The organism is Klebsiella spallanzanii (assembly GCF_902158555.1).
Classification (GTDB): Bacteria; Pseudomonadota; Gammaproteobacteria; order Enterobacterales; family Enterobacteriaceae; genus Klebsiella; species Klebsiella spallanzanii.
Map to the genome: position 1 here is coordinate 26,425 of NZ_CABGGS010000013.1, position 13,565 is coordinate 39,989.

The window sequence follows — 13,565 nt, forward strand, 5'->3', positions numbered from 1 at the left end:
CTTACCCCGGCACCAGTGACCTGTTTGAGCGAGAGTTACTCGTCTTCCAGTTCGATGTTGATGCCCAGCGAGCGAATCTCTTTCAACAGTACGTTGAAGGATTCCGGCATGCCCGGTTCCATCTGATGGTTGCCGTCCACGATGTTCTTATACATCTTAGTACGGCCGTTTACGTCATCAGACTTAACGGTGAGCATTTCCTGCAGGGTGTATGCTGCGCCATATGCTTCCAGCGCCCACACTTCCATCTCCCCGAAGCGCTGACCACCGAACTGCGCCTTACCACCCAGCGGCTGCTGAGTAACCAGGCTGTAAGAACCGGTAGAACGCGCATGCATTTTGTCATCAACCAGGTGGTTCAGTTTCAGCATGTACATGTAGCCAACGGTAACCTGGCGCTCGAATTGCTCACCGGTACGACCGTCGAACAACGTGATCTGACCGGAAGTCGGCAGGCCACCCAGCTGTAACAGTTCCTTGATTTCAGACTCTTTCGCACCGTCGAAGACCGGCGTTGCGATCGGCATACCTTTTTTCAGGTTTTCAGCGAGACGCATAACTTCTTCGTCAGTGAAGGTATTCAGATCAACCTTCTGACGAACGTCGGTACCCAGATCGTAGGCACGCTGGATGAACTCGCGCAGTTTGGCGACTTCCTGCTGCTGTTTCAGCATGGCGTTGATTTTCTCGCCAATACCTTTTGCAGCCATACCCAGGTGCGTTTCCAGGATCTGACCGATGTTCATACGAGACGGTACGCCCAGCGGGTTCAGTACGATGTCGACCGGCGTACCGTTTTCATCGTAAGGCATATCTTCGATCGGGTTGATCTTAGAGATAACACCCTTGTTACCGTGACGACCTGCCATTTTGTCACCTGGCTGAATCTGACGTTTAACGGCCAGATACACTTTAACAATCTTCAGCACGCCCGGTGCCAGATCGTCGCCCTGAGTGATTTTGCGGCGTTTCGCTTCGAGTTTTTTCTCGAACTCGTGTTTCAGTTCGTCATACTGCTCAGCCAGCTGTTCCAGCTGATTTTGTTTCTCTTCGTCGGTCAGGCCGAGCTCCAGCCAGCGATCGCGCGGCAGTTTGTCGAGCTTCTCAGCTTCGATACCGCCGGAGACCAGCACCGCGTAGATACGACCAAACAGGCCAGCTTCGAGGATCTGCAGTTCTTCAGACAGGTCTTTCTTAGCCTGTTTAAGCTGCATCTCTTCGATTTCCAGCGCACGTTTGTCTTTTTCTACGCCATCACGGGTAAAGACCTGAACGTCGATAATGGTACCGGAGACACCGTTTGGCACGCGCAGAGAAGAGTCTTTAACGTCAGACGCTTTCTCACCGAAGATCGCACGCAGCAGTTTCTCTTCCGGCGTCAGCTGGGTTTCACCTTTCGGCGTTACCTTACCAACCAGAATGTCGCCACCGGTCACTTCCGCACCGATATAAACGATACCGGATTCATCCAGTTTAGAGAGCGCAGCTTCACCCACGTTCGGGATGTCAGCGGTGATCTCTTCCGGCCCCAGCTTGGTGTCACGGGACACACATGCCAGTTCCTGAATATGGATGGTAGTAAAACGGTCTTCCTGGACAACACGCTCGGAAACGAGGATGGAGTCTTCGAAGTTGTAACCGTTCCACGGCATGAACGCTACGCGCATGTTCTGACCGAGCGCCAGTTCACCGAGGTCGGTAGACGGGCCGTCAGCCAGCACGTCGCCACGCTCAATCGGCTCACCCAGGGACACGCAAGGCATCTGGTTGATGCAGGTGTTCTGGTTAGAGCGGGTGTACTTGGTCAGGTTGTAGATGTCGATACCTGCTTCACCCGGGTACATCTCGTCTTCGTTAACTTTGATAACGATACGGGAAGCATCCACATACTGAACGGTACCGCCACGTTTAGCCACTGCAGTAACACCGGAGTCAACGGCAACAGCACGTTCCATACCGGTACCAACCAACGGCTTATCAGCGCGCAGAGTCGGAACCGCCTGACGTTGCATGTTCGCACCCATCAATGCACGGTTGGCGTCATCGTGTTCCAGGAACGGGATCAGGGACGCACCGACGGATACCACCTGCTGGGTGGATACGTCCATGTAGTCAACCTGGTCGCGGCTGAACAAGCTGGATTCGCCTTTACTACGGCAGGTAACCAGATCTTCTACAAAGTGGCCTTCGTCATCCAGGTTGGAGTTCGCCTGAGCGATAACGTAGTTGCCTTCTTCGATAGCAGACAGGTAATGAATTTCGTCGGTCACAACGCCGTCGGTGACTTTACGATACGGAGTCTCAAGGAAGCCGTATTCGTTAGTCTGTGCGTACACGGACAGGGAGTTGATCAGACCGATGTTCGGACCTTCAGGCGTTTCGATTGGACATACGCGACCGTAGTGAGTCGGGTGTACGTCTCGAACCTCAAAGCCTGCGCGTTCACGAGTCAGACCGCCTGGGCCGAGTGCGGAGATACGACGCTTGTGCGTAATCTCAGACAGCGGGTTGTTCTGGTCCATAAACTGAGATAGCTGGCTGGAACCAAAGAACTCTTTCACTGCAGCGGAGATCGGTTTGGCGTTAATCATATCCTGAGGCATCAGGGTATCCAGATCGCCCAGAGACAGACGCTCTTTCACCGCACGCTCTACACGTACCAGGCCAACGCGGAACTGGTTTTCCGCCATTTCGCCTACTGAACGGATACGACGGTTACCGAGGTGGTCGATATCATCGACTTCGCCTTTACCGTTACGGATATCGATGAGCTTCTTCATCACTTCGATGATGTCTTCTTTGCTCAGGATACCGGAACCTTCGATTTCGTCGCGCAGCAGAGAACGGTTGAACTTCATACGACCAACCGCAGACAGATCGTAGCGGTCTTCGGAGAAGAACAGGTTCTCGAACAGGCTTTCAGCAGCTTCACGAGTCGGCGGCTCACCAGGACGCATCATGCGGTAGATTTCTACCAGCGCGCTCAGACGATCGTTGGTCGGGTCGACGCGTACAGTCTCAGACATATACGGACCGTGGTCCAGATCGTTGGTGAACAGCGTTTCGATACGCTTATGCCCAGACTGGCTCAGCTTAGCCAGCAGATCCAGGCTCAGCTCCATGTTCGCAGAGCAGATCAGCTCGCCAGTGGATTCGTCAATGTAGTCTTTAGAAGCGACTTTGCCAGCAATGTACTCAACCGGAACTTCGATATGTTTGATATCGTCTTTTTCCAGCTGGCGAATGTGACGCGCAGTAATGCGGCGCCCTTTCTCAACGTACACTTTACCGTTCGCTTCGATGTCGAAGGAGGCGGTTTCGCCACGCAGACGCTCCGGCACCAGTTCCATCTGCAGCTTGTTATCGCGAATTTCAAAGACCACTTTTTCGAAGAACAGATCAAGGATCTGCTCAGTGGTATAGTTCAGCGCGCGCAGAATGATAGTCGCCGGCAGCTTACGACGACGGTCGATACGGACAAACAGGTTGTCTTTCGGGTCGAATTCGAAGTCCAGCCAGGAGCCACGGTAAGGGATAATACGTGCGTTATACAGCACTTTACCGGAAGAGTGGGTCTTACCTTTGTCACTGTCAAAGAAGACGCCCGGGCTACGGTGCAGCTGAGAAACGATAACACGCTCGGTACCGTTGATAACAAAGGTACCGTTGTCGGTCATGAGCGGGATTTCGCCCATGTAGACTTCTTGTTCTTTAATGTCTTTAACGGTGCCTTCCGGCGCTTCGCGCTCGTAGATCACCAGACGCAGTTTTACGCGCAGCGGTGCCGAATAGGTCACGCCACGGATTTGACATTCTTTAACGTCAAAAACCGGCTCGCCCAGACGGTAGCTGACATACTGCAGCTCGGAGTTACCGCTGTAGCTCTTAATCGGGAATACGGAACGGAAAGCTGCTTCCAGACCATACTGTCCTTCAGGATCTTGCTCGATAAACTTCTGAAACGAGTCAAGCTGGATAGAAAGGAGATAAGGCACATCCAGAACTTGTGGACGTTTACCAAAATCCTTACGAATACGTTTTTTCTCGGTATAGGAGTAAACCATAGGGTTCCTCAGCTCGCTGACAAGTCGACCCATCTGCCCACATCAGGCAGTTTTTTATGCAACACTATTTTGTTGACCGGAAAATGGAACACTTTCCGCAATACCTGTTTCTATCACGCTTAAACCATTTCATTGCGATTTACACAGCTCAGGAACCCTAACCTGTCGCAGTATATTAAGTCGTCTATAGAAACAAGCATTGTCAGGACAACCAGCAGTCAAACAGTGTGAAATGCTACTGGCGCCTTACAGCGCAAAAAGGCTGGTGACTAAAAAGTCACCAGCCATCAGCCTGATTTCTCAGGCTGCAACCGGAAAGGTTGGCTTATTTAACTTCAACTTCAGCGCCAGCTTCTTCCAGAGATTTTTTCAGTGCTTCAGCGTCATCTTTGCTCACGCCTTCTTTCAGAGCGGCCGGAGCAGATTCTACCAGGTCTTTAGCTTCTTTCAGACCCAGGCCAGTTGCGCCACGTACTGCTTTGATAACGGCAACTTTGTTCGCGCCGATACCTTTCAGAATTACGTCGAATTCAGTTTTTTCTTCAGCAGCTTCAACCGGGCCAGCAGCTACAGCTACAGCAGCAGCAGCGGAAACACCGAATTTTTCTTCCATTGCAGAGATCAGCTCAACAACGTCCATTACGGACATAGCGGATACTGCTTCAATGATTTGATCTTTAGTGATAGACATTTAAATTGTTCCTGAATATCAGAATAAGTTTATACGTAAGCAGATGCTTTACAAAGATAACTGCGATTAAGCAGCTTCTTTCGCATCGCGTACAGCAGCCAGAGTACGAACCAGTTTGCCAGCCGAAGCTTCTTTCATGGTTGCCATCAGGCGTGCAATTGCTTCTTCGTAAGTCGGCAGAGTTGCCAGGCGGTCGATTTGCGACGCCGGGATCAGCTCACCTTCAAAGGCAGCGGCTTTGACCTCAAATTTTGCATTCGCTTTCGCGAACTCTTTGAACAGACGAGCAGCAGCGCCCGGGTGTTCCATAGAGTATGCAATCAGGGTCGGACCAACAAACGTGTCTTTCAGGCACTCGAACGGAGTACCTTCAACGACGCGGCGCAGCAGGGTGTTACGAACAACACGCATGTAAACGCCAGCTTCACGACCTGCTTTACGCAGTTCAGTCATTTTATCTACAGTTACGCCACGGGAATCCGCAACTACTGCAGACAGCGCGCCTTTGGCTACTTCGCTGACTTCAGCAACAATCGCTTGTTTGTCTTGAAGATTTAAAGCCATTAGCTTTGCTCCTGGATGTTTGCCAGAGCTCATGCTCTGGAACTCACTTCACTCAACTCAAAGAGAAGAGCGTCTAAATACGGTGAGCAGAAACAAGCCAGAGTATCCAAAAATAATCTTAGCGTTCTGTCACCGTCTACGCAGGGGATTAAGTTTCTGACGAAACACCTGCGGTCTTCGACGGAGGCCTGGATAGGCCAGGCTCCAACGAACAAATCTTGTCTATGACTTTGTCCTTCGAACTGCTGCTGCGTTGCCGCAATTCAAATGACTCGCATAGCGTCTGTATCTTTCAACAGAATCGTGGGGGTAGAATTGTAGACAAATCCACCGCCCACGTAAAGCTAATCTTAGTTCGCAGAAGCGCTCAGACCAGCCTGATCAACGGCAACGCCAGCACCCATGGTGGTGGAGATGCTGATTTTCTTGATGTACACGCCTTTAGCCTGAGTCGGTTTGGCTTTTTTCAGCGCAATCAGCAGAGCTTCAAGGTTTTCTTTCAGTTTATCAGCGTCAAAATCCACTTTACCGATGGTGGTGTGAATGATGCCGTTTTTGTCGTTACGGTAACGAACCTGACCTGCTTTAGCGTTCTTAACCGCTTCAGCAACGTTCGGAGTTACGGTACCAACTTTCGGGTTTGGCATCAGGCCGCGCGGGCCCAGAACCTGGCCCAGCTGGCCAACAACGCGCATTGCATCCGGGGAGGCAATAACAACGTCAAAGTTCATTTCGCCTTTTTTGATCTGGTCAGCCAGATCTTCCATACCTACCAGCTCTGCGCCAGCAGCTTTAGCTGCTTCGGCGTTCGGGCCCTGGGCAAATACGGCTACGCGAACTGAACGGCCAGTACCGTGCGGCAGTACAGTTGCGCCACGGACGTTCTGGTCAGATTTACGAGCGTCGATGCCGAGGTTAACGGCAACATCAACGCTTTCAACGAACTTAGCGGTAGCCAGTTCTTTCAGCAGAGTGATGGCTTCATTGATGTCGTACTGTTTAGTCGCATCAACTTTGTCACGAATCACGGACATGCGCTTGGTCAGTTTAGCCATTTCTTAGTCCTCCACTACCAGGCCCATGGAACGTGCAGTACCTTCAATGGAGCGAGTCATCGCTTCAATGTCGGAACCAGTCATGTCGGCAGCTTTGGTCTGCGCGATTTCCTGCAGCTGAGCGCGGGAAATTTTACCAACTTTGTCTTTGTTCGGCTTACCGGAACCAGACTTAATACCAGCCGCTTTTTTCAGCAGAACTGCTGCCGGCGGGGTTTTGGTAACGAAAGTGAAAGAACGGTCAGCGTAAACGGTAATAACAACCGGAATTGGCAGACCTTTTTCCAGGGATTCAGTTTTTGCGTTGAACGCTTTGCAGAATTCCATGATGTTCACACCTTGCTGACCCAGTGCTGGACCAACCGGCGGACTCGGGTTTGCCATACCAGCTGCAACCTGCAGCTTGACGTAGGCTTGTACTTTCTTAGCCATTTAAATTTCCTCGTTTGGGTGTAGCGCCTTCAAAAGGCTCCCCGTGATAAATATCGCTTTACAGGCACAAGGCCCATAAAAACAAAAGGCGCGAAATTGTATGTCAATTTCGCGCCTCATGCAACGATTAAAGCGTTGCTTTTTTGATCGGCCGTTAGGCTTTTTCTACCTGAGCAAAGTCCAGCTCAACCGGAGTTGCGCGGCCAAAGATAGAAACAGAGACTTTCAGGCGAGACTTCTCGTAGTCAACTTCTTCAACCACGCCGTTAAAGTCTGCAAACGGACCATCGCTAACACGTACCATTTCACCCGGTTCAAACAGCGTTTTCGGCCGTGGTTTATCGCCGACCTGCTGCAGACGGTTCATGATCGCGTCCACTTCTTTATCGCTGATTGGAGCCGGACGGTCAGAAGTACCGCCGATGAAACCCATCACGCGTGGTACGCTGCGCACCAGGTGCCAGCTCGCGTCGTTCATCACCATCTGGACCAGAACGTAGCCAGGGAAGAATTTGCGCTCGCTTTTACGGCGCTGACCACCACGGATTTCGACCACTTCTTCGGTCGGAACCATGACTTCGCCAAACAACTCTTCCATATTGTGTAACTTGATATGTTCACGCAACGAGGTAGCTACGCGACCTTCAAAACCGGAAAACGCCTGAACGACGTACCAGCGCTTTTTAGGAGCTTCAGACATCTCAGAACCTCAGGCCAGTGATAAAGGATACCAGGCGAACCAGAATACCATCCAGTCCCCATAGGATCAGCGACATTACAGCAGTCACTGCGGCAACAATCAGCGTAGTGTGCAGCGTTTCCTGGCGAGTAGGCCAAATAACCTTACGCACTTCAGTTCTCGCTTCACGAGCGAAAGCGACTGTAGCCTTACCTTTCGTAGTTAACAGCGCGACACCACCTGCTGCAGCGATCAGAATAACGACTGCCAGCGCACGCACTGCCAGCATAATGTCACGATAAAGGAAGTTGCCGACGATGGCCACAACCAGCAGCACGACAACGATCGTCCACTTCATCGCTTCGAGGCCGCGCCCGCTCCCTTGAGCTTCGGTATTCGCACTCATAAACCAACCTGTCACAAGAATTCAGACAACTATCTTCACCCCGCATGGATTGCGAGGCGACCAAACCGAAATGCTCTGTTGCGTTTCGGACTCAACGCCCTCTTCAGAGCCTGTCTCAGCAATGATTATGACTCAAAAAATCACTGATGAGCCAGGTTCTGGTGTGAAAGCGTGCAAAAAGGGCATCAAATGATGCCCTTTTATTGCGCATTGCGTCAAATGTTATCAGCAATTAGCCGAGAACTTTAGCAACCACGCCCGCGCCAACGGTACGGCCGCCTTCACGGATTGCAAAACGCAGACCGTCGTCCATCGCGATCGGGTGGATCAGGGTAACAACCATTTTGATGTTGTCGCCCGGCATGACCATCTCTACGCCTTCCGGCAGTTCGATGGTGCCAGTCACGTCAGTGGTACGGAAGTAGAACTGCGGACGGTAGCCTTTGAAGAACGGAGTATGACGGCCGCCTTCATCTTTGGACAGAATGTACACTTCAGATTCGAACTTGGTGTGCGGCTTGATTGAGCCCGGCTTAGCCAGAACCTGACCACGTTCGATTTCTTCACGTTTGATACCACGCAGCAGAACACCAACGTTCTCACCAGCACGGCCTTCGTCCAGCAGTTTGCGGAACATTTCAACGCCGGTACAGGTAGACTTAGCAGTCTCTTTGATACCAACGATTTCAACTTCTTCACCAACTTTGATGATACCGCGCTCTACACGACCGGTAACAACGGTACCACGACCGGAGATGGAGAATACGTCTTCGATCGGCAGCAGGAACGGCTTGTCAATCGCACGCTCTGGTTCCGGAATGTAAGAATCCAGGTAGCCAGCCAGTTCGATGATTTTCGCTTCCCAGTCTGCGTCGCCTTCCAGCGCTTTCAGAGCGGAACCACGAACGATCGGAGTGTCGTCGCCCGGGAAATCGTACTGAGACAGAAGTTCACGAACTTCCATTTCAACCAGTTCCAGCAGCTCTTCGTCATCAACCATGTCGCATTTGTTCAGGAACACGATGATGTACGGAACGCCTACCTGACGGCCCAGCAGGATGTGCTCACGGGTCTGCGGCATCGGGCCGTCAGTCGCAGCAACAACCAGGATCGCGCCGTCCATCTGCGCAGCACCGGTGATCATGTTTTTAACATAGTCGGCGTGGCCCGGGCAGTCTACGTGCGCGTAGTGGCGAGTCGGGGTGTCATATTCAACGTGAGAAGTGTTGATGGTGATACCACGAGCTTTTTCTTCCGGCGCGTTATCGATCTGGTCGAATGCGCGAGCAGAACCACCGTAGGTTTTAGCCAGAACGGTAGTGATTGCAGCGGTCAGCGTTGTTTTACCATGGTCAACGTGGCCGATAGTACCGACGTTAACGTGCGGTTTTGTACGTTCAAACTTTTCTTTAGACATCGATTGTCCCTCTAAGACACGGATAAATCGGTGATATCACCACATCAACCGGGCAACATGCCCGACTTGTTGAATGCAATAAAAGAGAGAAACAGGGGAGGAGAGATAAAGAAGTGGTGCTGATACCCAGAGTCGAACTGGGGACCTCACCCTTACCAAGGGTGCGCTCTACCAACTGAGCCATATCAGCACGTTTGGAGCGGGCAGCGGGAATCGAACCCGCATCATCAGCTTGGAAGGCTGAGGTAATAGCCATTATACGATGCCCGCATCCTGAAACTCGGCTACCCAGTTCTTTCTATAACAAAAAAAAGAGAAGAATCTCTTTTTCTGTTTGAGCTGACTAGTTTAACCAATCAACTCTGGCTTCGCAAAGCGTTGCCGAAAGATGGTGGTGGGGGAAGGATTCGAACCTTCGAAGTCGATGACGGCAGATTTACAGTCTGCTCCCTTTGGCCGCTCGGGAACCCCACCAGGCACTTGATGGTGCCGACTACCGGAATCGAACTGGTGACCTACTGATTACAAGTCAGTTGCTCTACCTACTGAGCTAAGTCGGCATCAAGTAGCGCGCATTCTAGGGAGACCTGCGAGTTCATGCAACTAAAAAATTGCATAAAATGTTCTATCGCTCACATTTTGTGCTCAAACAAGAAAAAACGGTGTAATTTCAAACAATGCAGAACAAAAACGCACCAATCTCCTCTCAAAAACAACCAATGAAGAGAGAGAAACATGAAGTCGTACTGCCAGAACAAAGTTTGTGTCGCGACGACCCACGATCTCCTTCAGTGAATAACCCTAATACTTCTACAGAATGCTTTATATGCCAATGCCAACTGATTCATCTCTGTGATGTTGCTATTAGAAAGCATCATCCAATAAGTTTTTTTCTTATTATTCCGCGCAATCTGGTGTTACCCTCCTGCCCATTGTCCTGATTAACTCGTGTGAAGCACCCCGCCTTCATGTAATTCGGCGACTGCAAGAACATGCTTATGAGCCAAAAAGAGCAAACGTTAATGACACCGTATCTACAATTTAACCGCAACCAATGGGCTGCACTCCGTGATTCTGTTCCAATGACGCTAACTGAGGACGAAATCACGCGGTTAAAAGGCATCAACGAAGATCTTTCCCTGGAAGAAGTTGCGGAGATCTATTTGCCGCTGTCGCGTTTGCTCAATTTCTATATCAGCTCTAATTTGCGCCGTCAGGCCGTGCTGGAGCAATTCCTTGGCACCAATGGTCAACGTATTCCTTATATCATCAGTATTGCTGGTAGCGTCGCTGTCGGTAAAAGCACCACCGCACGCGTACTGCAGGCCCTGCTCAGCCGCTGGCCTGAACATCGGCACGTCGAGTTGATCACGACTGACGGTTTTCTGCACCCTAATGCGGTGTTAAAAGAACGCGGCCTGATGAAGAAAAAGGGATTTCCGCAGTCTTACGATATGCATCGCTTGGTTAAATTTGTCTCGGATCTAAAATCAGGTGTTCCAAATGCCACCGCGCCGGTCTATTCACATCTGATTTATGATGTTATTCCTGATGGGGATAAAACTGTTGCTCAGCCTGATATTTTAATTCTTGAGGGATTAAACGTTCTACAAAGTGGGATGGATTATCCACACGACCCTCATCATGTATTTGTTTCAGATTTTGTTGATTTTTCTATTTATGTTGATGCACCAGAAGAGTTACTCAAAACCTGGTATATCAATCGTTTTCTGAAATTTCGTGAAGGGGCATTTACCGACCCGGATTCTTATTTTCACAATTATGCAAAGCTTTCCAAAGATGAGGCTGTCAATATTGCCACGTCGCTATGGAATGAGATTAACCTTTTAAATTTAAAGGAAAATATCTTACCCACGCGTGAGCGAGCCAGCCTTATCATGACGAAAAGTGCAAATCACTCGGTCAATCAGGTTCGGTTACGGAAATAATAAAGGGAGCATTAGCTCCCTCTTTTCATTCAGCGCTGCGCAATGAGATTTCACCACCAATCCAGGGTTTTATCACCCCATCCTGCTCCAGTAATAATGCTCCCTGAGCATCAATGCCGCGAGAAATACCAAAGATTTCTTTATCACCAATAATAAGTTTAACTGGACGATTAATAAAGTTATCTAACCTTTCCCAGCGGCTCAGATAGGGTGCTAAACCTTCATGCTCAAAAAGCTGAAAACCCGCGCGCAACTCTTTAATCAGGCAAGCCGCTAACCTATTACGATCGATAGAGATCCCGGCTTCCTGCAGGCTGATCCAGCCCTGATTGACAACATCAGACTCTACGCGGCGCATCATCAAATTAATACCTGCGCCGCTGACTATCTGTGCAGCATCGCCTGTTTTACCCGTCAGCTCCACCAGGATCCCAGACAGTTTCCGATCCTGCAAATAGAGGTCATTCGGCCATTTAACCCGTACTTTATCCGCCCCCAGGCTTTGAAGTACCTCGGCAATCACAATCCCGATGACCAGGCTCAAGCCAATGGCGGCAGCGGGTCCTTGCTCCAGTCGCCAATACATAGAAAGATAAAGATTAGAGCCAAACGGTGAGAACCACTTGCGTCCCCGGCGACCGCGGCCGGCCTGCTGATACTCAGCCACGCAGGCATCGCCTGATTGCAGTTCGCTGAGCCTGTCCAGAAGATACTGGTTCGTAGAATCAATGACCGGCAACACCGTTACCCGACCATGTTCAATCTGTTTGGATATCAGCGCTTCATCCAGCAGCTGTATAGGTTCTGGCAGACTGTAGCCTTTACCCGGGACGGTAAAGACATCAACTCCCCAGTCACGTAAAGTTTGAATATGTTTGTTGATTGCAGCCCGGCTCATCCCTAACCGCTCACCAAGTTGTTCACCCGAATGAAATTCAGCGTCGGCCAATATGGATATCAGCTTCAGAGGTATGGTGTAGTCTTTCATGCAATTGCCTCCTCGGCATTAACTTCACCCGTTTCGCCAATAAAGCGCACTTCCGGCTGCAGCCAAATATTAAACTTCTCGCCGACCTGTTGACGTACGTAGTGGGCTAGCTTAACCACGTCTTCACTGGTTGCTTGATTATGGTTAATTAATACTAAAGCCTGCTGGCTATGTACCGCTGCGCCACCAATAACTTTGCCTTTAAGCTGGCATTGATCGATGAGCCATCCGGCAGCAAGCTTCATACTGCCATCAGGCTGCGGGTAATGTGGGATATTCGGATAGGTCGCCAGTAGCTGGCATGCCTTTTCTGCGCTAATAACCGGATTCTTAAAGAAGCTCCCTGCATTTCCATTCACTTTTGGATCGGGAAGCTTAGTCATGCGCATATGGCATACGGCATCAAATACCTGCTGTGGGGTAACGGTCTGTGGATCAAACCGGGTTAAGTCGCCATAGGTCAAAACGGGTTGCCACTCTTTTGGCAACGTTAAACCAACGGCCACAATGGCATAGCGGCCCTGGTACTCATGCTTAAAAATGCTATCCCGATAGCCAAAGCGACATTCTGCGGCGGAAAGGCGCTGCTTCAGACCTGTCGCCAGCTCAATACAATCGACGTACTGACAAACCTTCTGTAATTCAATGCCGTAAGCGCCAATATTCTGAATTGGCGAGGAGCCGGCGCATCCAGGGATCAACGCAAGATTTTCCAGACCCGGCATTTTGTTATTCAGCGCAAATTGTACCAACTGATGCCAGTTCTCTCCTGCGCCAACATGCAAATGCCAGGCATCAGGTGTTTCACTCACTTCAATGCCCATAATACGGTTGATAATGACCGTACCGGAATAATCCTTCAGGAACAAAACGTTGCTTCCTTCACCAAGGATCAAGGTTGGCTGGCGCTCTGCAACGGCACCTTGCCAGGCATCCAACAGTTGTTTTTCAGTTTCGGCACGTACAATCGCTTTGGCAAAACGTTCAATACCAAAGGTATTCCAGGGTTTGAGGGAGTGGTTCATAGTGGCTTCCTGATGCAAAATCCGCATTAGTTTACCGTATATAGCGAGGGAAGGCTTGTTTGATTCTGGATGCAGAAGAAGGGGGAGAGTCGAATGAAAGCGCATGAGGCTTCACCTGGCTATCGATGAGGTCATGTGACAAAAACGCAAAAAGCCCATCCGTCAGGATGGGCTCTTCACTTGATTGATGCCTGGCAGTTCCCTACTCTCACATGGGGAGACCCCACACTACCATCGGCGCTACGGCGTTTCACTTCTGAGTTCGGCATGGGGTCAGGTGGGACCACCGCGCTAC

The 13,565-nt window shown here is 50.5% G+C and carries 11 protein-coding genes, 4 tRNA genes, 1 rRNA gene and 1 pseudogene; 2 read left to right on the plus strand and 15 right to left on the minus strand.

What is annotated here, in order from left to right; all coding sequences use genetic code 11:
- Nucleotides 1-35 precede the first annotated feature (35 nt).
- From rpoB to FN082_RS14465, 12 genes are all read right to left on the minus strand, one after another.
- Nucleotides 36-4,064 carry a DNA-directed RNA polymerase subunit beta gene (gene rpoB, locus FN082_RS14410; RefSeq protein WP_139538254.1) on the minus strand — a complete coding sequence of 1,343 codons (4,029 nt, stop codon included), beginning with the start codon at nucleotides 4,062-4,064 and terminating at the stop codon, nucleotides 36-38.
- Between the two features lie 325 nt (nucleotides 4,065-4,389).
- Complete coding sequence (gene rplL, locus FN082_RS14415) at nucleotides 4,390-4,755, minus strand: 50S ribosomal protein L7/L12 (protein WP_004097645.1); 366 nt, start codon at nucleotides 4,753-4,755, stop codon at nucleotides 4,390-4,392.
- Nucleotides 4,756-4,821: 66 nt separating this feature from the next.
- On the minus strand, nucleotides 4,822-5,319 hold the full coding sequence (rplJ, locus tag FN082_RS14420) for a 50S ribosomal protein L10 (protein WP_004097644.1): 498 nt from the start codon (nucleotides 5,317-5,319) through the stop codon (nucleotides 4,822-4,824).
- Nucleotides 5,320-5,669: 350 nt separating this feature from the next.
- Nucleotides 5,670-6,374, minus strand: a complete 705-nt coding sequence (gene rplA, locus FN082_RS14425) for a 50S ribosomal protein L1 (protein ID WP_139538253.1) — start codon at nucleotides 6,372-6,374, stop codon at nucleotides 5,670-5,672.
- A gap of 3 nt (nucleotides 6,375-6,377) precedes the next feature.
- On the minus strand, nucleotides 6,378-6,806 hold the full coding sequence (gene rplK, locus FN082_RS14430) for a 50S ribosomal protein L11 (protein ID WP_004097640.1): 429 nt from the start codon (nucleotides 6,804-6,806) through the stop codon (nucleotides 6,378-6,380).
- A 154-nt stretch (nucleotides 6,807-6,960) separates the two neighbouring features.
- Nucleotides 6,961-7,506 (minus strand): transcription termination/antitermination protein NusG, encoded by a 546-nt coding sequence (gene nusG / locus FN082_RS14435; RefSeq protein ID WP_002438628.1) that lies wholly within the window; start codon nucleotides 7,504-7,506, stop codon nucleotides 6,961-6,963.
- Between the two features lies 1 nt (nucleotide 7,507).
- Nucleotides 7,508-7,891 carry a preprotein translocase subunit SecE gene (secE, locus tag FN082_RS14440; protein WP_004097638.1) on the minus strand — a complete coding sequence of 128 codons (384 nt, stop codon included), beginning with the start codon at nucleotides 7,889-7,891 and terminating at the stop codon, nucleotides 7,508-7,510.
- A gap of 232 nt (nucleotides 7,892-8,123) precedes the next feature.
- Nucleotides 8,124-9,308, minus strand: coding sequence for an elongation factor Tu (gene tuf, locus FN082_RS14445; RefSeq protein WP_004097636.1), 1,185 nt, complete (start codon nucleotides 9,306-9,308; stop codon nucleotides 8,124-8,126).
- A 114-nt stretch (nucleotides 9,309-9,422) separates the two neighbouring features.
- Nucleotides 9,423-9,498: transfer RNA gene (locus FN082_RS14450), tRNA-Thr, on the minus strand.
- 5 nt (nucleotides 9,499-9,503) lie between these two features.
- Nucleotides 9,504-9,578 (minus strand) — tRNA-Gly (locus FN082_RS14455).
- 119 nt (nucleotides 9,579-9,697) lie between these two features.
- Nucleotides 9,698-9,782, minus strand: a tRNA-Tyr gene (locus tag FN082_RS14460).
- A 10-nt stretch (nucleotides 9,783-9,792) separates the two neighbouring features.
- Nucleotides 9,793-9,868, minus strand: a tRNA-Thr gene (locus tag FN082_RS14465).
- A gap of 37 nt (nucleotides 9,869-9,905) precedes the next feature.
- On the opposite strand from FN082_RS14465, the pseudogene FN082_RS30205 reads away from it, so the two are divergent.
- Nucleotides 9,906-9,986: pseudogene (locus FN082_RS30205) on the plus strand (hypothetical protein); the annotation flags it as partial.
- A 320-nt stretch (nucleotides 9,987-10,306) separates the two neighbouring features.
- Nucleotides 10,307-11,257, plus strand: a complete 951-nt coding sequence (coaA, locus tag FN082_RS14470; protein WP_139538252.1) for a type I pantothenate kinase — start codon at nucleotides 10,307-10,309, stop codon at nucleotides 11,255-11,257.
- Between the two features lie 25 nt (nucleotides 11,258-11,282).
- Here coaA and birA read toward each other — a convergent pair whose 3' ends face one another.
- The 3 genes from birA to rrf all read right to left on the minus strand — a co-directional run.
- Nucleotides 11,283-12,245, minus strand: a complete 963-nt coding sequence (gene birA, locus FN082_RS14475) for a bifunctional biotin--[acetyl-CoA-carboxylase] ligase/biotin operon repressor BirA (protein WP_142981824.1) — start codon at nucleotides 12,243-12,245, stop codon at nucleotides 11,283-11,285.
- Entirely contained in the window at nucleotides 12,242-13,270 is a 1,029-nt protein-coding gene (gene murB, locus FN082_RS14480) for a UDP-N-acetylmuramate dehydrogenase (RefSeq protein ID WP_142462312.1), read from the minus strand. The genes birA and murB overlap by 4 nt, the downstream gene beginning before the upstream one ends.
- Nucleotides 13,271-13,459: 189 nt before the next feature.
- A 5S ribosomal RNA gene (gene rrf / locus FN082_RS14485) occupies nucleotides 13,460-13,565 on the minus strand; the annotation flags it as partial.

Bases quoted from the DNA above. Each gene is read 5' to 3' on its own strand.
- rpoB (WP_139538254.1), bottom strand. From the start codon at position 4,064: ATGGTTTACTCCTATACCGAGAAAAAACGTATTCGTAAGGATTTTGGT.
- rplL (WP_004097645.1), bottom strand. From the start codon at position 4,755: ATGTCTATCACTAAAGATCAAATCATTGAAGCAGTATCCGCTATGTCC.
- rplJ (WP_004097644.1), bottom strand. From the start codon at position 5,319: ATGGCTTTAAATCTTCAAGACAAACAAGCGATTGTTGCTGAAGTCAGC.
- rplA (WP_139538253.1), bottom strand. From the start codon at position 6,374: ATGGCTAAACTGACCAAGCGCATGTCCGTGATTCGTGACAAAGTTGAT.
- rplK (WP_004097640.1), bottom strand. From the start codon at position 6,806: ATGGCTAAGAAAGTACAAGCCTACGTCAAGCTGCAGGTTGCAGCTGGT.
- nusG (WP_002438628.1), bottom strand. From the start codon at position 7,506: ATGTCTGAAGCTCCTAAAAAGCGCTGGTACGTCGTTCAGGCGTTTTCC.
- secE (WP_004097638.1), bottom strand. From the start codon at position 7,891: ATGAGTGCGAATACCGAAGCTCAAGGGAGCGGGCGCGGCCTCGAAGCG.
- tuf (WP_004097636.1), bottom strand. From the start codon at position 9,308: ATGTCTAAAGAAAAGTTTGAACGTACAAAACCGCACGTTAACGTCGGT.
- coaA (WP_139538252.1), top strand. From the start codon at position 10,307: ATGAGCCAAAAAGAGCAAACGTTAATGACACCGTATCTACAATTTAAC.
- birA (WP_142981824.1), bottom strand. From the start codon at position 12,245: ATGAAAGACTACACCATACCTCTGAAGCTGATATCCATATTGGCCGAC.
- murB (WP_142462312.1), bottom strand. From the start codon at position 13,270: ATGAACCACTCCCTCAAACCCTGGAATACCTTTGGTATTGAACGTTTT.